The sequence below is a fragment of the Streptomyces sp. NPDC050433 genome, assembly GCF_044458565.1.
Taxonomy (GTDB): domain Bacteria; phylum Actinomycetota; class Actinomycetes; order Streptomycetales; family Streptomycetaceae; genus Streptomyces.
This window is the reverse complement of the sequence record NZ_JBITIB010000051.1, coordinates 1-23,249: the sequence shown is the minus strand read 5'-3', so window position 1 is coordinate 23,249 and position 23,249 is coordinate 1. Positions and strand designations below refer to the sequence as shown.

Here is a 23,249-nt window from a genome sequence, read left to right as displayed (position 1 = left end):
ACACCGCACCACCCTCTGAAGGAGACGACAGAACATGACCCCTCAACCCCCAGCACAGGCGCGTCGGAACCAAGGGGCGGCGCGATGAGGGTCCTGCTGCTCGGTGCCAACGGTTTCCTCGGGCGCTTCGTCGCCGACCGGCTGCTCGCCGACCCGGCCGTCCATCTGACCGCACTCGGCCGCGGCGACGACGCCGACGTACGGTTCGACCTCGCCGGCGGCAGCCCCGGAGCCCTCACCCGCTTCCTGGACGCCGTCCACCCCGGAGTCGTCATCAACTGCGCGGGTGCCACGCGGGGCGGCGCCCGCGACCTGACCCGGCACAACACCGTCGCCGTCGCGACCGTCTGCGAGGCGCTGCGCCGCAGCGGGTGCGGCGCCCGCCTCGTCCAGCTCGGCTGCTCGTCCGAGTACGGGCCCTCCCAGCCCGGCTCGTCCACGGCCGAGGACGCCGTGCCGCGGCCCGGCGGGCCGTACGGCGTGAGCAAGCTGGCCGCCAGCGAGCTGGTGCTCGGCGCGGGGCTCGACGCCGTCGTGCTCCGGGTCTTCTCGCCCGTCGGACCCGGCACCCCCGCGGGCTCCCCGCTCGGCCGGCTCGCCGAGGCGATGCGCCGCGCCATGCAGTCCGGCGACGGCGAGCTGAAGCTCAGCGGTCTCGGCGTACAGCGCGACTTCGTCGACGTACGCGACGTGGCCCGCGCCGTGCACGCCGCCTCGCTCTCCGCCGCCCAGGGCGTCGTCAACATCGGTACGGGGCGCGCGGTCCGGCTCAGGGACGCCGCCGCCGTCCTCGCGAGGGTCGCCGGATACGGCGGCGCCCTGCACGAGTTGGACGGGCCCGCCGGACCGCAGCGCCCCGCGCACGGGCACGCCGGCCAGGCCACCCTGGGGCCGCCGCGCGGCGAGCACCCGTCGGAGCAGCTGGGCAGCGGCCCGTTCCCGTACCCCGACGGCTGCGGCGGCTGGCAGCAGGCCGACGTCCGCACCGCGCGCGACCGGCTCGGCTGGCGGCCCCGGATCAACCTGGAGGAGTCGCTCGCCGACATCTGGATGGAGGCCGCGTGTCGCATCTGACGACGACCGGAGGCAGCCGGTCGGCCACCGGCGCCGCCGGGCTCGGCTTCGGCATCCCCGGTTACGCGCATCCGCTGCTCGCCCCGGTCGAGTGGGCCGAACTGACGCGCCCCGGCACGCCGTTGCACTGGGCGGTGCTCAACGTCGCCGACGGGCCGGGCAGTATGCCGGACCCGCACTGTCTGGAGGCCGCGGGACGGCTCAGGAACGCGGGCGTGAGGGTGCTCGGGCATCTCGATCTCGCGTACGGCGCCCGGAGCTTCGGCGAGATCATCCCCGAGGCGCACGACTTCCACGACTGGTACCGCGTCGACGGCTTCTATCTGGACCGGTGTCCGGCACAGGCGTCGTACCTCCCGGACGTCGGGCTCACGGCGGCGACGCTGGACACGATCGCTCCCGGCGGGCATCTGGTCCTCGGCCACGGGACGCATCCGTACCCCGGATACGCCGAGATCGCCGACCAGTTGGTCACCTTCCGCGGACCGTGGACGGACTACCGCTGGTCACAGGTGGCCGAGTGGACTGCGGACCATCCGCCCGAGCGTTTCGCGCATCTCGTCCACGGGGTGCCCCGCAGTCATCTGGACGAGGCGATGCGGATCGCGCGTTGGCAGGGCGCGGGCACGATCTTCTTCACCGACCGGAGCGATCACGACGACCGGAGCGATCACGACGACCGGGTCGGCCGAAGCAGCCCATTCGCGGCGCTGCCCGGCTACTGGGACGAAATTGTCTCGCAGATCGGACCGGGTGTCTCGGAATGAGAAGGCGCGTGGCAGTGTTGTCGAAGGAACAAACGTACTGACCAATCGACCAATCCCCTGTTGAGGTCCCTGTGTCGCTGCCACCCCTGGTAGAGCCCGCTGCCGAGCTCACCGTCGACGAGGTCCGCAGGTACTCCCGTCACCTGATCATCCCGGATGTCGGGATGGACGGGCAGAAGCGGCTGAAGAACGCGAAGGTGCTCGTCGTGGGCGCCGGCGGACTCGGCTCGCCCGCGCTGATGTATCTGGCCGCAGCCGGTGTCGGCACGCTCGGCATCGTGGAGTTCGACGAGGTCGACGAGTCGAACCTGCAGCGGCAGATCATCCACAGTCAGGCGGACATCGGCCGTTCGAAGGCCGCTTCCGCGCGTGACTCCGTCCTCGGCATCAATCCGCTGGTGAAGGTCGTTCTTCACGAGGAGCGGCTTGAGTCCGAGAACGTCATGGAGATCTTCGCCCAGTACGACCTGATCGTGGACGGCACGGACAACTTCGCCACCCGCTATCTGGTCAACGACGCGTGCGTGCTGCTCGGCAAGCCCTACGTCTGGGGCTCGATCTACCGCTTCGACGGTCAGGCGAGCGTCTTCTGGTCCGAGCACGGTCCCTGCTACCGCTGCCTCTACCCGGAGCCGCCGCCGCCCGGCATGGTGCCGAGCTGCGCCGAGGGCGGCGTCCTCGGCGTGCTGTGCGCGTCGATCGGATCCATCCAGGTCAACGAGGCGATCAAGCTCCTCGCGGGCATCGGTGAGCCGCTGCTCGGCCGCCTGATGATCTACGACGCGCTGGAGATGCAGTACCGCCAGGTCAAGGTCCGCAAGGACCCCGACTGCGCGGTCTGCGGCGAGAACCCGACCGTCACCGAACTCATCGACTACGAGGCCTTCTGTGGCGTCGTGTCCGAGGAGGCGCAGGTGGCGGCGGCCGGTTCGACGATCACTCCGAAGCAGCTCAAGGAGTGGCTCGACGACGGCGAGAACATCGAGCTGATCGATGTGCGGGAGCCGAACGAGTTCGAGATCGTCTCCATTCCGGGCGCCAGGCTGATCCCGAAGAACGAGTTCCTGATGGGGAACGCGCTCCAGGATCTGCCGCAGGACAAGAAGATTGTCTTGAACTGCAAGACGGGTGTCCGCAGTGCGGAAGTGCTCGCGGTGCTGAAGTCGGCCGGTTTCGCCGACGCCGTGCACGTCGGCGGCGGAGTGGTCGGCTGGGTCAACCAGATCGAGCCGGAGAAGCCGATCTACTGATCGACAAGGTCCATACATACGTAGGAGGCCGGTCCACGCCACGCGTGGACCGGCCTCCTAACGTATGCGGGAACATGCGGGCGCCCCGCCACCTCACGGGGTCACTTGCAGACCGTCCCGGACTTCGGCACCTTGCCGTCCAGCAGATAGCCGTTCACGGCGTTCTGCACACACGTGCTGCCACTGTTGTACGCGCCGTGCCCCTGGCCCTCGTACGTCAGCTCGATGCCGACGCCCTTGCCGAGCGCCTGCGCCATCGCCCGCGCCCCCTCGTACGGCGTGGCCGGGTCACCGGTGTTGCCGATGACCAGGATCGGGGCCGCGCCCGGGGCGCTGACGTCGGGCTTGTCCCGCTCGCCCGGAACCGGCCACTCGGAGCAGCTCAGCAGGCCCCAGCCGAGGAAGTCGCCGAACACCGGCGACACCGCGCGGAATTCGGCGAGCTTCGCCTTCGTCTGCGCGAGCGTGAAACGCTGCTTGGAGTCGACGCAGTTGACCGCCGCGTTGGCCGCCTGGATGTTGCTGTACTGGCCCTTCTCGTTGCGGCCGTTCATCGCGTCCGACAGGACGAGCAGAAGCGCGCCGCTGCCGCCGTCTGCCTCGTCCAGCCCCTGTTCGAGCAGTGGCCAGTACTCCTTCGAATAGAGCGCCTGGGCAATGCCGTTGGTGGCCTGCGTCTGGGTCAGCTTCCGGCCCCCCAGGCCGTTGATCGGCTTCTTGTCGAGCCGGTCGAGAAGCTCGACGACGAAGTTCTCGATCTCCTGCGGGGTGCTGCCCGGCAGCGTGCACGCGTCGCCGCGGCTCACACAGTCCTTCGCGAAGTTGGTGAGGGCGAGCTGGAAGCCCTTGGCCTGGCCGAGCGAGCCCTGTTCGGAGCCCTCGGTCGGGTCCACGACGGCGTCGAAGACGGTGCGGCCCACGGACTTGGGATACAGGTGCGCGTAGACGCCGCCCAGTTCGGTGCCGTACGAGATGCCGAAGTAGTTGAGCTTGTCGTCGCCGAGGACCTGGCGCATCAGCTCCATGTCGCGCGCGGCGTTGACGGTGCCGACATGCGGAAGTGCCTTGCCGGACTGCTGCTCGCAGCCGCCGGCGTACCACTTGAGGCCGTCGACGTACGACTTCTCCTCGGCGCCGTCGTCCGGGGTCATGTCCTTCGCGTAGTAGTCGTCGAGCTGCTTGTCGTCCCTGCACTCGACGGGGTCGCTGCGGCCGACGCCGCGCGGGTCGAAGCTGACCAGGTCGTAGCGGGTGCGCAGCTTCTCGTAGTCCTTGCCGAAGGAGGGCAGCCCGGCCACACCGGAGCCGCCGGGTCCGCCGAAGTTGAAGACGAGGGAGCCGATGCGCTTGCCCGGGTCGCTGGTCTTCGCCCGGATCAGAGCCAGCTGGATGGTGTCGCCCTTGGGCTTCGCGTAGTCGAGCGGGGCGGTCATGGAGGCGCACTCCCACTTGGTGCCGCCGGGCAGCGGCGACGGAGCCGTACCGCCGCCCTCGGCCGCCGACGGGGTGGGGCACCCCTTCCAGTCCAGCTTCTGGGACGTCAGGTTCTGGGGCGCGGTCGTCGCGTCGCTCTTGTCCCGACCGTCCGGGTCGTTCTGGCTGGTCTGCCCGCCCTGGCCGCTGTCCGAGCCGGAGTCGGAGCCGGAGCAACCGGCGGCGGCCAGGAGCGTGGCGACGGCGACGGCGGTGACGGCTGTCAGCGCCGGGCGGCGCCGGCCGGCTGGTGCGGTGGACGCGGAGAAGGAGGGCATCGGCATCTCCCCATGGTGAGGGGTGGGAAGGAGCGGCGCGCGGCCCGGGGTCCAGCCGGGTGGTGGCGCCGCTCCACGGGCCCCCGTCAGAGGGCTCCCTTGCGTGTGAGGTGGTTGAAGCAGATCCATCCGGGCAGCACCGGCAGCCACAGCGTCATCATCCGGTACAGCAGCACCGCCGGGGCCGCGACCTCCTTGGGAACCCCCGTCGCGATGAGACCGAGCGTCAGCGCGCCCTCGACGGCGCCCACACCGCCCGGCGTCGGCGCCGCCGACCCCAGCGCGTTGCCCGCGAGGAACACGACGGCGAGGCTCGCGTAACTCAGCTGCTGATTCCCGTCGTCGAAGGCCCGGATCGAGGCGTCCAGGCACATCACGAACAGACCGGTCAGCAACAGCATCCCGCCGATGCCGGTGGCGAGCTTCATGGGGCGCTGGAGCACGTCGAGCATGCGCGGCACCACGCCCGCGAACAGCGACCGCAGCCGCGTCACCACGAACTTCCGCAGGAAGGGGATGGCGGTGACGACCAGCACCAGTACGGCCACGGTCAGCAGGCCCGCGATGACCGTCCTCGACGGGGTGAGAGAGGTCGTCTTCTCCGTGCCGGTGAGATAACCGAAGGCGAGCAGCAGCAGGATGTGCGCGCCGAGCCCGAACAACTGCGAGGCGCCGACGCTGGCCACGGCGAGCCCCGGTCGTACGCCCGCGCGCTGCAGGAAGCGGGTGTTGAGCGCCACCCCGCCGACCGCCGCCGGTGCGACGATCTTGACGAAGGACCCGGCGACCTGTGCGACGACCGTACGCAGGAAGCCGACCCGCTCCGGCACGAAGCCGAGCAGGCTCATCGCGGCAGCGACGTAGCTGAGCGCCGAGAACACGACGGCGGCGGCCACCCAGCCCCAGTGCGTCTTGGCGAAGACATTGCCGAAGTCGATCCCCGCGAGCTGTGTGAGCAGGAAGTACGCGGCGATCGCACCGGCGATGAAGCTGACGAGCGTGCGGGGTCTGATGCGCTCCAGACGGACCGGCTCGACCGGCGCCTGCGGTCTGATCAGCAGCACCTGCCCGCGGATCTGGGAGAGCAGATCCTCCTCGCGCACCTCCTCCAGCGCGTCCTCCAAGGCCTTCTTCTCGGCCTGCTTCTCCGCGCGCAGCGACCGGCGGGCCGCCTTGCGATCGGCTTCGGTGGTCGCCGCCGCCAACTCCTCCGTACGGGAGTGCTTGGCCTCCTCGGACGCCCGGAGCACCGCCTCGCGCTCGCGCTGGGCGCGTTCACGGGCCAGCCGGCGCAGTGTCGTGCGCGTGGAGCGGCTGAGTGCGATCGGCTGGAGCAGCGGCAGGCAGTCGGCGACGGCGTCGGGGCCGAGGACGTCCACAGCGGCGGCCACCGCGCGTTCGGCGCCGATCCGCAGGCCGACCGTGGTGAGGAGCTGCGCGGTGTCCATCCGCAGGATCACGTCGCCCGCGGCGATCTCACCGCCGCGCAGATCCGTGACGATCACCTTGCCGTCCCGGTCGACCAGCAGCGCGTCGCCGGTGAGCCTCCGGTGGGCGATACGGCGCGACTGGAGCGCCCTGACCTGCTGCCAGGCCCCGCGCACCAGCTCGTCGGTGATCTCGTCGTCCGACAGCGAGTCCAGGGAACGGCCGCCCGTGTGCTCGTACACCAGGATGACGGCGTCGGGGCCGAGTTCGGAGGTTGCGATCAGCTTGGGGGCGTTGGCGCCGGCGGCGATGGCGGCGTACGCGAGGAGTGCTTCCTGCTCCAGCGCCTGGCGCAGGGAGGGGATCGAGCGGCGGGTGGTGATCGAGCGGAGGGTGAGACGGCGCCAGACCCGGTAGAAGAAGCCCTGCGCCTGCTGTTCGCGGTCGACGACCGTGACGTCCAGCGGTGGGCCCTCGTCGAGGGTCACCAGGTAGCGGCGGCCCCGCTCGCCCTGTTCGACCGAGTCGCCGCCCTCCTCCAGCTCGGCGCGCATCGCGCTGACGGGGCGGAAACCCACATGGCGAAGACCCGCCATCAGGGTCTGGCCGGTGGGCCGTACGTTCGGTGAACCGACCGTGTAGAGCGTGCCGTACGCGACGGTCCAGCCGATCAGCACGGTGAGGATGATCGAGAACGGCGTGGTGTAGCCGGCGACCAGCATCGCGAACGCGTCGAGCAGCAGCACCACCCACAGCACGACGCGCCAGCGGGGTCTGCGGGCCATCCCCACGGCGGTCATGTAGGCGATGACGGGTGCGAGATAGCCGTGTACGGGATCGGTGAGCCCTTGGCCCGGCTGCGCGCGGGTGAGCGCGTCCTGGATGGATCCGGGGGCCGCACGGGCGACCCACAGATCGGTGGCGAGCGTCACGCCGTGCGCGAGGACGGCGGCGAGCACACCGTCGGCGATCCGCAGGCCGTCGCGTTTGATCAGCCGCTCGATCGCGAAGGCGACCGGGACGAGCAGCACGGCGATGCTGGAGATCAGACCTGCGACCTTGACGAGCAGGTCGGGGGCCTGGCCGGTGCCCTTGCTGATGTCCTGTTCGAGGCCGGATGTGGTGCCGTGGGCGAAGGCGGAGAGGCCGATGACGACGGCGATGGCGAGGATGCCGATGAGCAGGCGCAGCAGGTCGGACGGGCGGTGCACGCGGGCGGCGAGCAGCGGCTCGTCGCCGGAGAGGGGGTCGGCGTGGCTTCCGGGAGGGACGTTGCGGTGGGCGGCCCCGTCGGTGTCGGTGCCGGTGCCTCTGTCTTTCCCGGCGTCCCTGTCTTTGCCCGCGTGGGGCTCGCTGCCGGTGTCCTTGCCGGTGCCGGTCTTCTCGTTCTCGGGGGCCGTCTCCGGGCGCGACTCGGCGTCAGAGGTGCTCGCCACCGTCGGAGGCTGCACGCCCTGCTCCTTCGTCGAGTCTGTGTCTTTTTGATCTCGTATCACCAGTCACCGCCCGGATGATGGTGGCACGCCAGGGTGACAGAGGGGGGTATCAGGGTGCATTGGGGAACACCGCGTCGGCTGTGCCAAGGCGTGCGGGCAGCCCGCCGAGCAGCCTGCCGGGCGTCCTGCCGACCAGCCTGCCGGGCCGCGGCCGGTGGCCGGGCGCAGTGTCGGTGCCGTGCGGCAGGATGGGACGGATGAGGAGCGACGAGCCCGACGAGGTGTCCGGAGACCTGCCCGAGTACGCGGAGCGGGTGCTCGACGTGGTCGACCTGATCCCGCCCGGCCGGGTCATGGCATACGGCGATGTCGCCGAGTGGCTGGGCGAGGGCGGCCCCCGCCAGGTCGGCCGCACGATGGCGCTGTACGGCGGGGCGGTGCCCTGGTGGCGTGTGGTCCGCTCGGACGGTGTGCTGCTGGCCGGTCATGAGCTGCGGGCCCTGGCCCACTACCGCGAGGAGGGCACCCCGCTGCGGGAGGCCTCGCGCAGCGCCGAGGGGCACGTGCCGCGCCTCGATATGAAACGGGCGCGATGGGACGGCCGGTCGGCGGAAACAGGCCCGGGTGCGGACGATGCTGCTCATATCTGACAGTTTCTGACATTCCGCTGCGCGGCGGGAGATCCTGCGAGTCTGCTGAGGACCGTACGGATGACCGGACTCCCTGATCGCCGCGACCACCGTGATCGCTGTGATCACCGTGCCCGCGGTATCCGCGCAGGCCGACAGATCATCGGGCGGACTCCCCGCCTCCGCGCCGTCCCTCGGCGTAGCCTCGTCAGCTCGCGACCCACACACCTCAGAAGCCCCCGTCACCACCAGCACCCCCTCCAGGACCGGCGATCCACGTGAGCTCCTCCTCTTTCACCGGGCGTACCCCGCACCGTCGGGTACGGCAGCGGGCCTCCGGTGCGTACCGGCTGGTGCGTACGGCCCCGGTCACGGTGGATCCCCCTGTGCTGGACGCAGCACAGCGCCCGGTGGTTGACCATGGCCGCGGACCGCTGCTCGTACTCGCCGGTCCGGGCACGGGGAAGACGACCACGCTGGTCGAGAGCGTCGCCGCGCGGGTCGCGCGTGGTGTCGATCCGGAACGGATGCTCGTCCTCACCTTCAGCCGCAAGGCGGCGGTCGAACTGCGCGACCGTACGGCGGTCAGGCTGGGCGGCGCGCAGGGGCCGCAGGCGACCACATTCCACTCATTCTGTTACGCGCTGATCCGTGCCCACCAGCGGGCCGACCTCTTCACCGAGCCCCTGCGGCTGCTCTCAGGACCGGAACAGGACGTCGCCGTACGGGAACTGCTCGCCGGCCAGCTCGACCTGGAGCGGGAGGGGCTGGCGCACATCCGCTGGCCCGACGAACTGCGGGCGTGCCTCACCACGCGCGGCTTCGCCGACGAGGTGCGCGCGGTGCTCGCCCGCAGCCGCGAACTGGGGCTGGGCCCGGACTCCTTGGCCGACTTCGCGCGCCGTACGGGCCGCCCCGACTGGACGGCCGCCGCCTCCTTCCTCGCCGAATACCTCGACGTCCTGGACATGCGAGGCGTCCTGGACTACGCCGAACTCGTCCATCGGGCCGTGCTCCTCGCCGAGCGGCCCGAGATCGCGGAACGGCTGGCCGACCAGTACGACGCGGTGTTCGTCGACGAGTACCAGGACACCGACCCGGCACAGGTCAGACTGCTCAGGGCGGTGGCCGGGAACGGGCGCACGCTGGTCGCGTTCGGCGACCCGGACCAGTCGATCTACGCGTTCCGGGGCGCTGACGTGAACGGCATCCTGGACTTCCCGGAGACCTTCCCGCGCGCGGACGGCCGTCCGGCCCCGGTGGAGGTTCTGACGACGTCCCGGCGCTCCGGGGCGGGGCTGCTCGCGGCGACCCGGCTGCTGACCCGCCGGATGCCGCTCAACCGCCTGCCGGCCGCGAAGGTACGGGCGCACCGGGAGCTGGCGGCGGTCCGCGAGGGCGGCCGGGTCGAGACGTACACCTACCCGACCGCTTCGACCGAGCTGGAGAACGTCGCCGACATCCTGCGGCGCGCGCATCTTGAAGAGGACGTGCCGTGGAGCGAGATGGCGGTGCTGGTGCGGGCCGGGGGCCGGACCATCCCGGCCGTGCGGCGGGCGTTGACCTCGGCGGGCGTGCCGCTGGAGATCGACGGCGACGATGTGCCGCTGCGTCATGAACCGGCGGTCTCACCGCTGCTGACGGCGCTGCGCGCGGTCGCGACGGCGGCGGTCCGGTCGGCGCACGGGGAGACGGGGGCAGAGGCGGCGACGGAGACGGCGACGGACGGCCCGGACTCCGAAGCCGGGACCGATGACGATCCCGATACCGGGGCCGGTCCGGGAATCGAGGGCGACTGGCTCGACGTCGAGACCGCGCTCGCGCTGCTCGGCTCGCCCCTCGGCGGTATGGACGCCGCCGACCTCCGCCGCCTCGGCCGGGCCCTGCGCGACGAGGAGCGGGCCGCCGGGAACCGCGTACCGCCGCCTTCCGACACACTCCTGGCCCGCGCCCTCGCCGAACCGCAGCGGCTCGTCACGCACGACCCCGCCCACGCGCGCGGCGCCCAGCGGCTCGGCGCGCTGCTCGTCAAGGCGCGTGACCTGCTGGCGGGCGGCGGCACCGCCGAGGAGGCGCTGTGGGAGCTGTGGGACGGCACCCCCTGGCCGGGGCGGCTGGAGCGTTCCGCCCTGCGCGGCGGCGCCGCGGGCCGTAACGCCGACCGGGACCTCGACGCCGTGTGCGCTCTGTTCGACGCCGCGGCACGGGCCGAGGAACGCACGGGCGGGCGCGGCGCCCTCAACTTCCTTGAGGAGATCGACGCGCAGGACATCGCCGCCGACACCCTCAGCGGCAGGTCCGTACGGCCCGACGCCGTTCGTCTGATGACCGCGCACCGCTCCAAGGGCCTTCAGTGGCGGCTCGTCGTCGTCGCGGGAGTCCAGGAGGGGCTCTGGCCCGATCTGCGGCGACGCGGCTCTCTTCTGGAGGCGGACAGGATCGGCCGTGACGGTCTGGCCGAGCCCCTCACTCCGGGCGCCCTCCTTACAGAGGAGCGACGCCTTTTCTACGTGGCGGCGACCCGCGCCCGCGAACGGCTCGTCGTCACGGCGGTCAAGGCCCCCGCGGACGACGGCGACCAGCCGTCGCGCTTTCTCACCGAACTGGGCGTCGACCCCAGGGACGTCACCGGCCGGCCGCGCCGGCCGCTCGCCGTCGCCGCGCTCGTGGCCGAGCTGCGCGCCACGACCGTCGACCCGCGGGCGACACCCGTGCTGCGCGACGCGGCGGCCCGACGGCTCGCCAGGCTCGCCGCGCTGAGCGACGAGGAGGGCCAGCCGCTCGTCCCCGCCGCCCACCCGGACCGCTGGTGGGGCCTGTACGAGCCGACACACAGCGCTGTCCCGCTGCGCGACAGGGACCAGCCCGTCGCTCTCTCCGGCAGCGCGCTGGACCAGCTCGCCAACACCTGCTCGCTCCAGTGGTTCCTCGGGCGCGAGGTCAAGGCGGACGAACTGTCCACCGCCGCACAGGGCTTCGGCAATGTCGTGCACGTCCTGGCCGACGAGGTGGCCTCCGGCCGCACCCCCGCCGACCTGGCCGTCCTGATGGAGCGGCTCGACTCGGTCTGGGACGCGCTCGCCTTCGACGCGCCCTGGAAGTCCCAGCAGGAGAAGAGCCACGCGCGCGTGGCGCTGGAGCGTTTCCTGCGCTGGCATGTGATGGACCGCGCCGGGCGCACACCGGCGGCCACCGAGCACGCATTCGACGTCACTCTTGAGGCGGGCGCGTACGAGGTACGGATCCGCGGCTCCATGGACCGGGTGGAGCAGGACACCCAAGGGCGTGCCTACGTCGTCGACTTCAAGACCGGCAAAGCGGCTCCTACCAAAGAGGAGGTCGCGCACCACCCCCAGCTCGCCGTGTACCAGCTCGCGGTGGGGGAGGGCGCGGTGGACGACGTCTTCGACGGGCGGCGGCCGGAGCCGGGCGGTGCCGAACTCGTACAACTGAGGCAGGCGGCGGCCAAGAAGGAGGGCGGCGAGGACCTGCCCAAGATCCAGGCGCAGGAGCCGCTCGCGGGCGAGTGGGTCGGTGATCTGCTCGCGACGGCGGCCGGGCGCGTGCTGGACGAACGCTTCACCCCCAGCACCGGCCAGCACTGCGCGCACTGCTCCTTCCGCGCGTCGTGCAGTGCGCGGCCCGAGGGGCAGCAGATCGTGGAGTGAATGCCTCTCCCGGATGAATCCCCTCGTGCACATGCACCCTTCGCGACTCCTCGCGCGGTCGGAAGGGGAACGGCACCGAGGCACGGAGTACGAGACGTGCCCGATGTGCGAGGAGAGACAACAGATGATCGCGATCAAGCGGAAGTTCGTGATGCCGGCGCTGGTGAGCGCGATCACGGTGACGAGTGTGGCGAGTTGTGCCACCGGTGTCCCGGAGCGCGCGGCCGAGAAGGAGGCGACGGCCGGGGCGAAGCAGGTGGCCGGACCGTCGGCCGAAGCGTTCGCAGGCCGGAACGCCGGGCAGATCGTCCGTGAGGCCGTGACGGCGACCAAGGGCGCGAAGTCCCTGCGGCTGACGGCGGAGGGCACGGAAGCCGGCCGGCTCCTCAAAGTCGACTTCTCGCTGGACAGGCAGGGTACTTGCGCGGGGGGTCTGCGCCGCGACGACGGCGAGGCGGAGTTCGTGGTGGTGGACCGCGTCACGTACGTCAAGGGTGACGACGAGTTCTGGTGGTCGATCAGCTCCGGCGCGATCGAAGGCGATGGCGCCGCCGAGAGCGCCGACCCCGACATGGTCGGCCCCGACATGGCCGAGTCGTTGGTCCAGCTGCTCAGGGGGAAGTGGCTCAAGATCCCCGCGGGCGGGGACACCACCGCGCGGGCGCTGGGCGGCGCGTGCGACCTGGACGCGATGCTCGGCGGTCTCAACACCGCCGACGCCAAGGGAGTGACCCGTGGCGACGCCGCCGAGGTCGACGGCCGAAAGGCCGTGACGCTGGTGAAGCGGGAGACCGACGGGACGCGGACGACATTCGTGGCTGCCGAGGGGCCGCCCCGTCTGCTGAAGGCGGTCAGGGAGGGCGGCCAGGATCCGGGCACCGTCCTCTTCAGCGACTACGGCGTGCCGGTCAAGGCCACGGCCCCGCCCGCCCCGGAGGTCGTCGACCTGGGGGACCTCCGGGATTCGGCGAACCCGGCACCCGGCTTCTGAGGCTGTGCGTCGTCCTCCTGTCAGAGGTCCCCGATAGCCTCTGTGAAGTGTCCGCACGTATCACCGACCCCGCGCAGCTCAACGAACTCCTCGGCATCCCGTTCACCCCCGAGCAGACGGCGTGCATCACCGCACCGCCCGCCCCTCAGGTGATCGTCGCCGGGGCGGGCTCGGGCAAGACGACGGTGATGGCGGCCCGCGTGGTGTGGCTGGTGGGCACCGGCCAGGTCGCCCCCGAGCAGGTCCTGGGACTCACGTTCACCAACAAGGCGGCGGGTGAGCTGGCCGAGCGGGTCCGCAAGGCGCTCGTACGGGCCGGGGTGACCGATCCCGATCTGCTCGACCAGGACAACCCGCCGGGTGAGCCCCGCATCTCCACGTACCACGCGTTCGCCGGACAGCTCCTCACCGACCACGGCCTGCGGATAGGGCTGGAGCCCACCGCCCGGCTGCTGGCCGACGCCACGCGGTACCAACTCGCCGCGCGGGTGCTGAAGGAGGCCCCCGGCCCGTATCCCTCCCTGACCAGATCGTTCCCCGCCCTGGTCGGCGATCTGCTGGCCCTGGACGCCGAGTTGGCCGAGCATCTTGTCGCGACCGGCGAACTCGCCGCGTACGACACCGAACTGCTGCGCACCCTGGAAGGCGCCCGGCTCACCAACGCGGATCTGCGCAAGGTGCCCGAGACCGCCACCGCCCGCCGTGAACTGCTCGATCTGGTGGACCGCTACCGCGCGGCCAAGAGCGCCCGCGATCTGCTCGACTTCGGCGACCAGATCGCCCTGTCGGCGCGGCTGGCCCTCACCCGGCCCGAGGTCGGCCGCATCCTGCGTGACGAGTTCCGCGTGGTGCTGCTGGACGAGTATCAGGACACATCGGTGGCCCAACGCCTGTTGCTGTCGGGCCTCTTCGGCGCGGGCACCGGCCACGCGGTGACGGCCGTCGGCGACCCCTGCCAGGCGATCTACGGCTGGCGCGGCGCGTCCGTCGCCAACCTGGACGACTTCCCCTCCCACTTCCCGGCCGCCGACGGCACCCCGGCGACCCGCTTCTCGCTCAGCGAGAACCGCCGCAGCGGTGGCCGCCTGCTCGACCTCGCCAACGGCCTGGCAGGGCCGTTGCGCGCCATGCACGAGGGCGTGGAGGCCCTGCGGCCCGCACCCGGCGCCGAACGCGACGGCACCGTGCGGTGCGCCCTCCTCCGTACCCATGCCGAGGAGTTGGACTGGCTCGCCGACTCCATCGCGCATCTGGTGCGTACGGGCAAGGAGCCCGCCGAGATCGCGGTGCTGTGCCGCACCGCCGGGGACTTCCCCGAGATCCAGAGCGCGCTCGTCGCCCGTGACGTGCCGGTCGAGGTCGTCGGCCTCTCAGGACTGCTCCATCTTCCGGAGGTCGCCGACCTCGTGGCGATGTGCGAGGTCCTTCAGGACCCGGGCGCCAACGCCTCCTTGGTACGGCTGCTCACCGGCCCGCGCTGGCGCATCGGCCCCCGCGATCTGGCCCTTCTCGGCCGCCGCGCCCGACTGCTGGTGCACCGTGCGAAGGACGGATCCACCGACGAATCGGCCGATCCGGACGAACGGCTGGCGGCGGCGGTCGAGGGCACCGACCCCGCCGAGGTGATCTCGCTCGCCGACGCCCTCGACACGTTCCTGGAGTCGGCCGGCGGCAAGGACGACGGACTGCCGTTCTCCGCCGCCGCGCGCGTCCGTTTCGCCCGGCTCGCGGCCGAACTGCGCGATCTGCGGCGCTCGCTGGCCGACCCGCTGATGGACGTCCTGCACCGGGTCCTGGCCACCACCGGCCTGGAGGTCGAACTCTCGGCGTCGCCGCACGCCCTGGCGGCGCGCCGGCGCGAGACCCTGGGCAACTTCCTCGACACGGCGGCCTCCTTCGCCGCGCTCGACGGGGACGCCACGCTCCTCGCCTTCCTCGCTTTCCTGCGGACGGCGGCGCAGTACGAGAAGGGGCTGGACAACGCGCTGCCCGGCGGCGAGAACACGGTGAAGGTCCTCACCGCGCACAAGTCCAAGGGACTGGAGTGGGACGTCGTGGCCGTCCCCGGCCTGGTCACCGGACAGTTCCCCAACAGCAAGGCCCGCGAGGCCTGGACGTCCCAGTCGAAGGTCCTGCCGCACGCCCTGCGCGGCGACGCCCCGACCCTTCCGGAGGTGCCGGAGTGGGACGCCAGGGGCCTCAAGGCGTTCAAGGACGAGATGCGCACGCACCAGCACACGGAGGAACTGCGCCTCGGCTACGTGACGTTCACCCGCCCGCGCTCGCTGCTGCTGGGCTCGGGCCACTGGTGGGGCCCGACCCAGAAGCGCACCCGTGGTCCTTCGGACTTCCTGCACGCCCTGTACGACCACTGCGCGGCGGGCTTCGGTGAGATCGAAGCGTGGGCCGACGAGCCGCCGGGGACCGAGGAGAACCCCGCGCTGATCTCGGCCGCCAGGACGCAGGCGTGGCCGCTCCCGCTGGACCCGGAGTCCCTGGTCCGGCGTCGCGCGGCGGCGGACACGGTCAGGGCGCACCTGGACGCGCTGACGGCCTCGCCGTGGGCGGGAGAGACGCCGAACGAGGGGGCGTACGAGGATCCGTATCCGTACGAGGAGGCGGGCGACCCGGACGAATGGGAGCACGACGACCTGACGGACTGGGACGACTGGGAGACGGCACGCGACCACCCGCCGCACCCACACCAGCCGCCGGACCCGCCGCACCCGGAGACGCCCGAGCACCGGCTGCAGACGGCTGCCGACGCCACCCGCCTGCCCGGCCCCCGCCCCCCTGCCGGTCCGCCCCCGCCCGACCTCACCCCCGAGGAGACCCGCACCCTCGCCTCCTGGGACCGCGACCTCGACGCCCTCTCGGGCGAGCTGCTGCGCGCCCGCGCACGCGTCCGTGACGTCCCCGTGCCCCCGTCGCTCTCCGCCTCCCAACTGCTGCGCCTCGCCGCCGACCCCGACGGCTTCGCCCAGGAGCTGGCCCGTCCCATGCCCCGCCCGCCGCAGCGCGCCGCCCGCCGCGGCACCCGGTTCCACGCCTGGGTGGAGTCGCGGTTCGACGAGCTCCCGCTCCCGATGCTCGGCCCCGACGAGCTGCCGGGCGGCGCCGCCGACGAGCCGGAGATCGCCGACGAACGTGATCTGGCGGCCCTGAAGGAGGCCTTCGACCGCACCCCGTACGCCCGGCGCACGCCGTACCGCGTCGAGGCGCCGTTCCAGCTCACCCTCGCCGGCCGGGTGATCCGGGGCCGTATCGACGCGGTGTACCGCGACGTCGACCCGCTCACGGACGCCGTCTCCTACGAGATCGTCGACTGGAAGACCGGGCGCGGCCGTACCGCCGACCCGCTCCAGCTCGCGGTCTACCGCCTGGCCTGGGCCGAGCAGCACGGCATCCCCCCGGACGCGGTGAGGGCGACCTTCCTCTACGTACGAAGCGGCGAGGCCGTATGCCCCGAGGGCCTGCCCGGCCGCGCCGCACTGGAACGCGTCCTCCTGTACGGCACCGACGCCGAAGCGGACGACGCCTCCGAGGCCGGCTCCGACGACGCCCCTGGCCACACCTCCGCTCGTGCCACTCGCGAACACACGCCAGAACCGCGTCCCGAACGGTGAACGGCAGACCGGAGCACCCCCGGAGCCGGATAGGCTCGACGCATGAGCGAGACCCCGGACAGCGCCGTCCGTACGCACACCCGTGACTACATCCGGTCCCACCGTGCGGCCTTCCTCGACGACCTCGCCGAGTGGCTGCGCATCCCGTCCGTCTCGGCGCAGCCCGACCACGACGCGGACGTACGGCGCAGTGCCGACTGGCTCGTGGCGAAGCTTCGCGAGACGGGCTTCCCGGTGGCCGAGATCTGGGACACCCCCGGCGCCCCCGCCGTCTTCGCCGAATGGCCGTCCGACGACCCTGCGGCCCCGGTCGTCCTGGTCTACGGCCACCACGACGTCCAGCCCGCCGCCCGCGAGGACGGCTGGCAGACCGACCCGTTCGACCCCGTCGTCCGGGACGGCCGGCTCTACGCACGCGGCGCCGCGGACGACAAGGGCCAGGTGTTCTTCCACACACTCGGCGTGCGCGCCCATCTCGCCGCCACCGGCCGCAGCACCCCCGCCGTACATCTGAAACTGCTCGTCGAGGGCGAGGAGGAGTCCGGGTCGCCGCACTTCCGCGCGCTCGTCGAACGGCAGGCGGCCCGCCTCGCCGCCGACGCCGTGATCGTCTCCGACACCGGCATGTGGTCCGAGGACACCCCCACCGTCTGCATCGGGATGCGCGGCCTCGCGGAGTGCGAGATCGAGCTGTACGGCCCCGACCAGGACATTCACTCCGGCTCGTTCGGCGGCGCCGTGCCCAACCCGGCCACCGTCGCCGCCCGCCTCGTGGCGGGGCTGCACGACGAGCACGAGCGGGTCACCGTGCCCGGCTTCTACGACGGCGTCATGCCCCTCGGCGACGCCGAGCGCGCGCTGATCGCCGAGCTGCCCTTCGACGAGGCCGTGTGGCTGCGTACGGCCAAGTCGCACGGCACACTCGGCGAGGCGGGCCACTCCACACTGGAGCGCGTCTGGGCCCGTCCCACCGCCGAGGTCAACGGCATGGGAGGCGGCTATCAGGGCCCCGGCGGGAAGACGATCATCCCGTCGTCCGCCCGGCTGAAGCTCTCGTTCCGGCTCGTCGCCGGGCAGGACCCGGACCGGATCGAGCGGGCCGTCGGTGACTGGATCGACTCCAGGATCCCGGCCGGCATCCGCCACAAGACCACCTTCGGCGCGTCCACCCGCCCCTGCCTGACGCCGCTGGACCATCCCGCGCTCCGGTCCGTCGTACGGGCCATGGGCCGCGCCTTCGACCAGAAGATCCGCTTCACCCGCGAGGGCGGCTCGGGACCGGCCGCCGACCTCCAGGACGTGCTCGGCGCACCCGTGCTGTTCCTGGGCATCTCCGTACCGTCCGACGGCTGGCACGCGCCCGACGAGAAGGTCGAGATCGACCTTCTTCTGAAGGGCGTGGAGACGACCGCCTACCTCTGGAGCGATCTCGCCGCCGCTCTCCGCTGAACAGACACCCATCCATCCGGGGGAGTTGGAAGAACCAGTGAGCACCACCACCAGCGGCTCAGACACCGCCGCAGACCGGCCGATCGTCCTCACCTCCCACAGCGGCATCGACCGCGCCGCACACCACCGCCTCGACGAGGCGTGGCTGGCCGCGGCCTGGAGCCACCCGACGACACGGGTCTTCGTCGTCTCCGCCGGCCAGGTGCTGATAGACGACACCCCGGACGGCCGCACCGAACTCGTCATGACCCCGTCCTTCGAAGCGCCCCTCACCGAGACCCACCGCTACTTCCTCGGTACGGACGAGGACGGAATCAGCTACTTCGCCCTCCAGAAGGACTCGCTGCCCGGCCGCATGGACCAGTCGGCGCGTCCCGCCGGGCTGCGCGAGGCGGGGCTGCTGCTGTCGCCGCGCGACGCCGGTCTGATGGTCCACGCCGTGGCTCTGGAGAACTGGCAGCGGCTGCACCGCTTCTGCTCACGCTGCGGCGAGCGCACGATGATCGCGGCGGCCGGTCATATCCGCCGCTGCCCGGCCTGCGGCGCCGAGCACTACCCCCGTACCGACCCGGCGGTGATCATGCTCGTCACCGACGAACAGGACCGCGCGCTCCTCGGCCGTCAAGTGCACTGGCCGGAGGGGCGGTTCTCGACGCTGGCGGGCTTCGTAGAGCCGGGGGAGTCCATCGAACAGTCCGTGGCCCGAGAGGTGTTCGAGGAGGCGGGCATCACGGTCGGCGACGTCGAGTACGTCGCGAGCCAGCCCTGGCCCTTCCCCTCCAGCCTGATGCTGGGCTTCATGGCCCGTGCCACGTCCTCCGAGATCACCGTGGACGGCGACGAGATCCAGGAGGCGCGCTGGTTCTCCCGCGACGACCTGAGGGTCGCGATCGAGTCGGGCGAGGTCCTGCCGCCGTCGGGCATCTCCATCGCGGCGCGGCTGACGGAGCTGTGGTACGGAAAGCCGCTGCCGAAGCCCCTGAACTGACCGCGACGCACAGGAGCCCCCGCCGTCCGGCGGGGGCTCCTGCGGTGTCGTGCCCGTCGTTCCGTGCCCCTGGGCTCAGGCGCCGACCTTCTGCTTGACCTGCGCGAGGGACGGGTTCGTCAGCGTCGAACCGTCCGCGAAGAGCAAGGTCGGCACGGTCTGGTTGCCGCCGTTCGCCTTCTCGACGAACGTCGCCGAGTCCGGGTCCTGCTCGATGTTGATCTCGGTGTACGCGATGCCTTCACGGTCCATCTGGCCCTTGAGCCGACGGCAGTAGCCGCACCATGTGGTGCTGTACATCGTCACGGTCCCCGGCATGTCTTCTCGCGCTCCTCTGGCAGGCTCGAAATGTCTTCGCTGTGAAGTGAACGTACGTGACCTGGTCACCATTCCCCTACTTGTACGACCAACGTGACTCCCCTGTGGACAAGTGCGGCACCAGCCTCACGGGACCTGGCAGCATGGCGGGGTGACAGCAGCAACGCACTCCTCACTCTTCCCGCAGGATTCCGACGGCAGCCAGATCGTGGCCCCGCCTCGCGACGCCGACGCGGTGCTCGACGGGCTCGACCCCGAGCAGCGCGAGGTCGCGACGGCACTGCACGGTCCGGTGTGCGTGCTGGCCGGTGCCGGCACAGGCAAGACGCGCGCGATCACCCACCGGATCGCGTACGGGGTGCGGGCCGGGATCCTGCAGCCCGCCAGCGTCCTCGCCGTCACGTTCACCAACCGCGCGGCGGGGGAGATGCGTGGCCGGCTGCGCCAGCTCGGCGCCGGGGGCGTCCAGGCGCGCACGTTCCACTCGGCGGCGCTGCGCCAGCTCCAGTACTTCTGGCCCAAGGTCGTCGGAGGCGAGCTGCCCCGGCTGCTGGAGCGCAAGGTCCAGCTGGTCGCGGAGTCGGCGGCCCGCTGCCGGATCCGGCTCGACCGCAACGAGTTGAGGGATGTCACCGGCGAGATCGAGTGGGCCAAGGTCACCCAGACCGTGCCCGGCGACTATCCGGCCGCCGTCGCCAAGTCACACCGCGACGCCCCGCGCGATCCGGCGGAAATCGGCCAGATCTACGCGATGTACGAGCAGCTGAAACGAGACAGGTCGGTGATCGACTTCGAGGACGTCCTGCTCCTCACGGTCGGCATCCTTCAGGACAGGCACGACATCGCCGACCAGATCCGCGGCCAGTACCAGCACTTCGTGGTGGACGAGTATCAGGACGTCAGCCCGCTCCAGCAGCGCCTGCTCGAACTGTGGATGGGCGACCGGGAGAATCTGTGTGTCGTCGGCGACGCCAGCCAGACGATCTACTCGTTCACCGGCGCCACCCCGGACCATCTGCTGAACTTCCGCACACGCCACCCGAGCGCGACGATGGTGAAGCTCGTCCGCGACTACCGCTCCACACCCCAGGTCGTGCACCTGGCCAACGGCCTGCTGAATCAGGCCAGGGGCCGCGCCGCCGAGCACCGGCTGGAACTGATCTCGCAGCGCGACCCGGGCCCCGAACCCGTCTACACGGAGTACGCGGACGAGCCGGCCGAGGCCGAGGGCACCGCGCGCCGTATCCGCGACCTGATCGCGGCGGGCGTCCCGGCCGGCGAGATCGCCGTGCTGTACCGGATCAACGCCCAGTCGGAGGTCTACGAACAGGCACTCGCCGACGCCGGGGTGCCCTACCAACTCCGGGGCGCCGAGCGGTTCTTCGAGCGCCAGGAGGTACGGGAGGCGGGCGCCGCACTGCGCGGCGCGGCCCGCTTCGGCGACAACGACGCCCTGCTGGACGATGTCGTCGATCTGCCGTCGCAGGTGCGGGCCGTGCTCTCCACCAAGGGTTGGACCACCGAACCTCCCACGGGCTCGGGCGCCGTGCGTGACCGCTGGGAGTCGCTGGCCGCCCTCGTCCGGCTCGCGGAGGACTTCGTACGGGCCAAGCCGACCGCGACCCTCGGCGATCTGGTGGCCGAGCTGGACGAGCGCGCCGCCGCCCAGCACGCCCCGACGGTCCAGGGGGTCACCCTCGCCTCGCTCCACGCGGCCAAGGGCCTGGAGTGGGACGCCGTGTTCCTGGTCGGTCTGACCGAGGGCATGATGCCGATCACGTACGCCAAGACCGACGAGCAGGTCGAGGAGGAGCGCAGGCTCCTCTACGTGGGGGTCACCCGCGCCCGGCTGCACATCTCCCTCTCCTGGGCGCTGTCCAGGGCCCCCGGCGGCCGGGCCTCGCGCCGCCCCACCCGGTTCCTGAGCGGTCTGCGGCCCGGTTCGGCCGCTCCGGGGGCGCGGGGTGCCGCAGCGGCGGCGGGCGGCGCGGCCGAGCGCGGCGGGCGGCGCAAGCGCCGCGGCCCGGTGCTGTGCCGTGTCTGCGGCACGACGCTGACGGACGCGGGCGAGATGAAGCTGATGCGCTGCGAGGGCTGCCCCTCCGACATGGACGAGGGGCTGTACGAGCGGCTGCGTGAATGGCGCTCCGACCAGGCGAAGCAGCTGGGCCAGCCCGCGTACTGCGTGTTCACCGACAAGACGCTGATGGCGATCGCCGAGGCGGTGCCGGGCGACGACGGCGAACTGTCCAGGATCTCGGGGGTCGGTGGCCGCAAGCTGGAGCGCTTCGGAGCCGATGTCCTCGCCATCTGCGCAGGTGAGGAGCCTGTTGGGGAGGACGAGGAGAGCTGATACAAAATCGTCGAGAAAATAGTTTGCGCCCGCGCCGCGAATCACCATAGGTTCTTAACCACGGAACGGCGGGCTTCTCCGAAGCCCCGTCCCCGTGCTCTACTTGTCCGAAGTGGTATCCGGATTTCGATACGCCGAGAGGAGGCGATTCCAGTGATCAGCATCACCAGCAACTTCGTCAGCACCGTCAAAATGACCGATCGCTCGGTCGTCTCCGCCTGCTCTCTCGACGTTCTGCGTCCGGGATTGCTTGCCACAACTGGGTCCGCCTTCATCGGCACCGGTCTGTCGGGCGTCAGCGCCGGCCGGACCAACCCCGTGGCGCTTCCTGTCACGGGCGGCAATGAGCGACCGAGCAAGGCACTGGCGGCAGAAGTAGCAGCGGCAGAGGCCAAGGCCTATGCGTTCGCGGCAGCCGGTGCCGAATCGAAGAAGCAGACGAAGCAGCACCACACGATGTGGGCCATCCGTGGGCCTGAACCCTGGAGTGATCCAGCCTGATTCAAGATCAGGCCGGCGCCTTCAGGGCCGCGGAACCCCACCCGGGATCCGCGGCCCTTCTGTTTGTCCCGAACGGGACGGACGGAGCGAAGGGGCCTCGGGAGAAGAACCACCCGGTACCAGCCGACACCTGGCCAACAGGCCGGACCGACCAGACGAGGAAGACACCACCGTGCAACTCGAAGCGCACGCCCCGTCCGTACCGCCTTCCGAAACGATCACCCCGCCCCGCGCCACGGAGGACTCCACCTTGACCCCGCTCACCGCGCTCACCGCGCTCGACGACGCCATCGAGAACCTCGGCGTACCCGTACCCTGCCGTGCCTACGACCCCGAGGTCTTCTTCGCGGAGTCCCCGGCCGACGTCGAGTACGCCAAGTCCCTCTGCCGCACCTGCCCGCTGATGGAGGCCTGCCTCGCCGGCGCCAAGGAGCGGCGTGAGCCGTGGGGTGTCTGGGGCGGCGAGCTGTTCATCCAGGGTGTGGTCGTTGCCCGCAAGCGGCCCCGTGGCCGTCCGCGCAAGAACCCGGTCGCGGCATGAACGCCACCGGCACCATCGACCGCCCTCTCACGCACGATCCCAAGAAGCAGGCCCCGATGACCTCTTCCCTGCGAGAGCCGACCGGCTCCGCCACTTCAGCTGTCAGTACCACCGGCGCGAGCGACTCGCGTCAGAACAGGACCCGCGAGATGCAACTCATCCCAGAAGCCCTGGCACGCGCGCATATGACCGAGCGCCTGCGTGAAGCCGATGCGGAACGCCAGGCCGTGCGCCTGGTCGCCGCTCGGCGGATGCAGCGCCGCGCCGAGCGCGTGTCGATGCGCGCCCGCCGCGCGCTTGCCATGGCGGTCATGCACTGACCGCCACCGGCCGGGCGCGACAACGCTGCTAGCCAGTACCTCAGACGCGGGGGCCGGCCCAACAGGATGCTGTTGGTTTATTCGGCCCGCTGCGTGACGTCGGTCCCCATGACCCGGTTGTGGTCATGGGGACCGACGTTGTTTTGTGGGGTGGGTGTC

16 protein-coding genes are annotated in these 23,249 nt (G+C 71.4%); 13 read left to right on the top strand and 3 right to left on the bottom strand.

All coding sequences use genetic code 11. From position 1 onward, the window contains the following. Nucleotides 1–84 precede the first annotated feature (84 nt). The 3 genes from ACIBLA_RS36295 (at nt 85) to moeZ (ending at nt 3,091) form a co-directional block, all read left to right on the top strand. Nucleotides 85–1,074 (top strand): NAD-dependent epimerase/dehydratase family protein, encoded by a 990-nt coding sequence (locus tag ACIBLA_RS36295; protein WP_363241633.1) that lies wholly within the window; start codon nt 85–87, stop codon nt 1,072–1,074. Continuing rightward, nucleotides 1,062–1,841, top strand: coding sequence for a spherulation-specific family 4 protein (locus tag ACIBLA_RS36290; protein ID WP_363241632.1), 780 nt, complete (start codon nt 1,062–1,064; stop codon nt 1,839–1,841). The genes ACIBLA_RS36295 and ACIBLA_RS36290 overlap by 13 nt, the downstream gene beginning before the upstream one ends. A gap of 71 nt (nt 1,842–1,912) precedes the next feature. After that, entirely contained in the window at nt 1,913–3,091 is a 1,179-nt protein-coding gene (gene moeZ, locus ACIBLA_RS36285) for an adenylyltransferase/sulfurtransferase MoeZ (RefSeq protein ID WP_363241631.1), read from the top strand. Between the two features lie 101 nt (nt 3,092–3,192). On the opposite strand, the gene ACIBLA_RS36280 is transcribed toward moeZ, so the two are convergent. Next, a complete protein-coding gene (locus ACIBLA_RS36280; RefSeq protein WP_363241757.1) occupies nt 3,193–4,842 on the bottom strand; it encodes an alpha/beta hydrolase in 1,650 nt (549 codons plus the stop codon). Between the two features lie 86 nt (nt 4,843–4,928). Next, nucleotides 4,929–7,706, bottom strand: a complete 2,778-nt coding sequence (locus ACIBLA_RS36275) for a lysylphosphatidylglycerol synthase domain-containing protein (protein ID WP_399201026.1) — start codon at nt 7,704–7,706, stop codon at nt 4,929–4,931. A gap of 257 nt (nt 7,707–7,963) precedes the next feature. Between ACIBLA_RS36275 and ACIBLA_RS36270 the strand changes: the two genes are divergently transcribed. The 6 genes from ACIBLA_RS36270 (at nt 7,964) to nudC (ending at nt 19,057) form a co-directional block, all read left to right on the top strand. Further along, complete coding sequence (locus ACIBLA_RS36270) at nt 7,964–8,356, top strand: MGMT family protein (RefSeq protein ID WP_399201025.1); 393 nt, start codon at nt 7,964–7,966, stop codon at nt 8,354–8,356. A 257-nt stretch (nt 8,357–8,613) separates the two neighbouring features. After that, complete coding sequence (locus ACIBLA_RS36265) at nt 8,614–12,003, top strand: ATP-dependent helicase (protein WP_399201024.1); 3,390 nt, start codon at nt 8,614–8,616, stop codon at nt 12,001–12,003. A gap of 124 nt (nt 12,004–12,127) precedes the next feature. Further along, nucleotides 12,128–12,994, top strand: a complete 867-nt coding sequence (locus ACIBLA_RS36260) for a hypothetical protein (RefSeq protein WP_399201023.1) — start codon at nt 12,128–12,130, stop codon at nt 12,992–12,994. 47 nt (nt 12,995–13,041) lie between these two features. Then, complete coding sequence (locus tag ACIBLA_RS36255; RefSeq protein ID WP_399201022.1) at nt 13,042–16,620, top strand: UvrD-helicase domain-containing protein; 3,579 nt, start codon at nt 13,042–13,044, stop codon at nt 16,618–16,620. A 42-nt stretch (nt 16,621–16,662) separates the two neighbouring features. Further along, nucleotides 16,663–18,069, top strand: coding sequence for a dipeptidase (locus ACIBLA_RS36250; protein WP_399201021.1), 1,407 nt, complete (start codon nt 16,663–16,665; stop codon nt 18,067–18,069). A gap of 37 nt (nt 18,070–18,106) precedes the next feature. Then, nucleotides 18,107–19,057 carry an NAD(+) diphosphatase gene (gene nudC / locus ACIBLA_RS36245; RefSeq protein ID WP_363241624.1) on the top strand — a complete coding sequence of 317 codons (951 nt, stop codon included), beginning with the start codon at nt 18,107–18,109 and terminating at the stop codon, nt 19,055–19,057. Nucleotides 19,058–19,132: 75 nt separating this feature from the next. Here nudC and ACIBLA_RS36240 read toward each other — a convergent pair whose 3' ends face one another. Continuing rightward, nucleotides 19,133–19,375, bottom strand: coding sequence for a mycoredoxin (locus tag ACIBLA_RS36240; RefSeq protein ID WP_363241623.1), 243 nt, complete (start codon nt 19,373–19,375; stop codon nt 19,133–19,135). Nucleotides 19,376–19,526: 151 nt separating this feature from the next. Here ACIBLA_RS36240 and ACIBLA_RS36235 point away from each other — a divergent pair, with 151 nt between their 5' ends. The 4 genes from ACIBLA_RS36235 to ACIBLA_RS36220 all read left to right on the top strand — a co-directional run bounded on the left by ACIBLA_RS36235 (nt 19,527) and on the right by ACIBLA_RS36220 (nt 23,090). Beyond that, nucleotides 19,527–21,728, top strand: coding sequence for an ATP-dependent DNA helicase UvrD2 (locus ACIBLA_RS36235; protein WP_399201020.1), 2,202 nt, complete (start codon nt 19,527–19,529; stop codon nt 21,726–21,728). 153 nt (nt 21,729–21,881) lie between these two features. Beyond that, nucleotides 21,882–22,229 (top strand): hypothetical protein, encoded by a 348-nt coding sequence (locus ACIBLA_RS36230; RefSeq protein ID WP_363245588.1) that lies wholly within the window; start codon nt 21,882–21,884, stop codon nt 22,227–22,229. Between the two features lie 172 nt (nt 22,230–22,401). Continuing rightward, a complete protein-coding gene (locus ACIBLA_RS36225; RefSeq protein WP_363245589.1) occupies nt 22,402–22,770 on the top strand; it encodes a WhiB family transcriptional regulator in 369 nt (122 codons plus the stop codon). After that, nucleotides 22,767–23,090 (top strand): hypothetical protein, encoded by a 324-nt coding sequence (locus ACIBLA_RS36220; RefSeq protein WP_363245590.1) that lies wholly within the window; start codon nt 22,767–22,769, stop codon nt 23,088–23,090. The genes ACIBLA_RS36225 and ACIBLA_RS36220 overlap by 4 nt, the downstream gene beginning before the upstream one ends. Nucleotides 23,091–23,249 lie beyond the last annotated feature (159 nt).

What these genes read in the sequence shown, in the direction of transcription:
- ACIBLA_RS36295 (WP_363241633.1), top strand. Translation starts at nt 85, where the DNA reads ATGAGGGTCCTGCTGCTCGGTGCCAACGGTTTCCTCGGGCGCTTCGTC.
- ACIBLA_RS36280 (WP_363241757.1), bottom strand. Translation starts at nt 4,842, where the DNA reads ATGCCCTCCTTCTCCGCGTCCACCGCACCAGCCGGCCGGCGCCGCCCG.
- ACIBLA_RS36270 (WP_399201025.1), top strand. Translation starts at nt 7,964, where the DNA reads ATGAGGAGCGACGAGCCCGACGAGGTGTCCGGAGACCTGCCCGAGTAC.
- ACIBLA_RS36260 (WP_399201023.1), top strand. Translation starts at nt 12,128, where the DNA reads ATGATCGCGATCAAGCGGAAGTTCGTGATGCCGGCGCTGGTGAGCGCG.
- ACIBLA_RS36250 (WP_399201021.1), top strand. Translation starts at nt 16,663, where the DNA reads ATGAGCGAGACCCCGGACAGCGCCGTCCGTACGCACACCCGTGACTAC.
- ACIBLA_RS36240 (WP_363241623.1), bottom strand. Translation starts at nt 19,375, where the DNA reads ATGCCGGGGACCGTGACGATGTACAGCACCACATGGTGCGGCTACTGC.
- ACIBLA_RS36220 (WP_363245590.1), top strand. Translation starts at nt 22,767, where the DNA reads ATGAACGCCACCGGCACCATCGACCGCCCTCTCACGCACGATCCCAAG.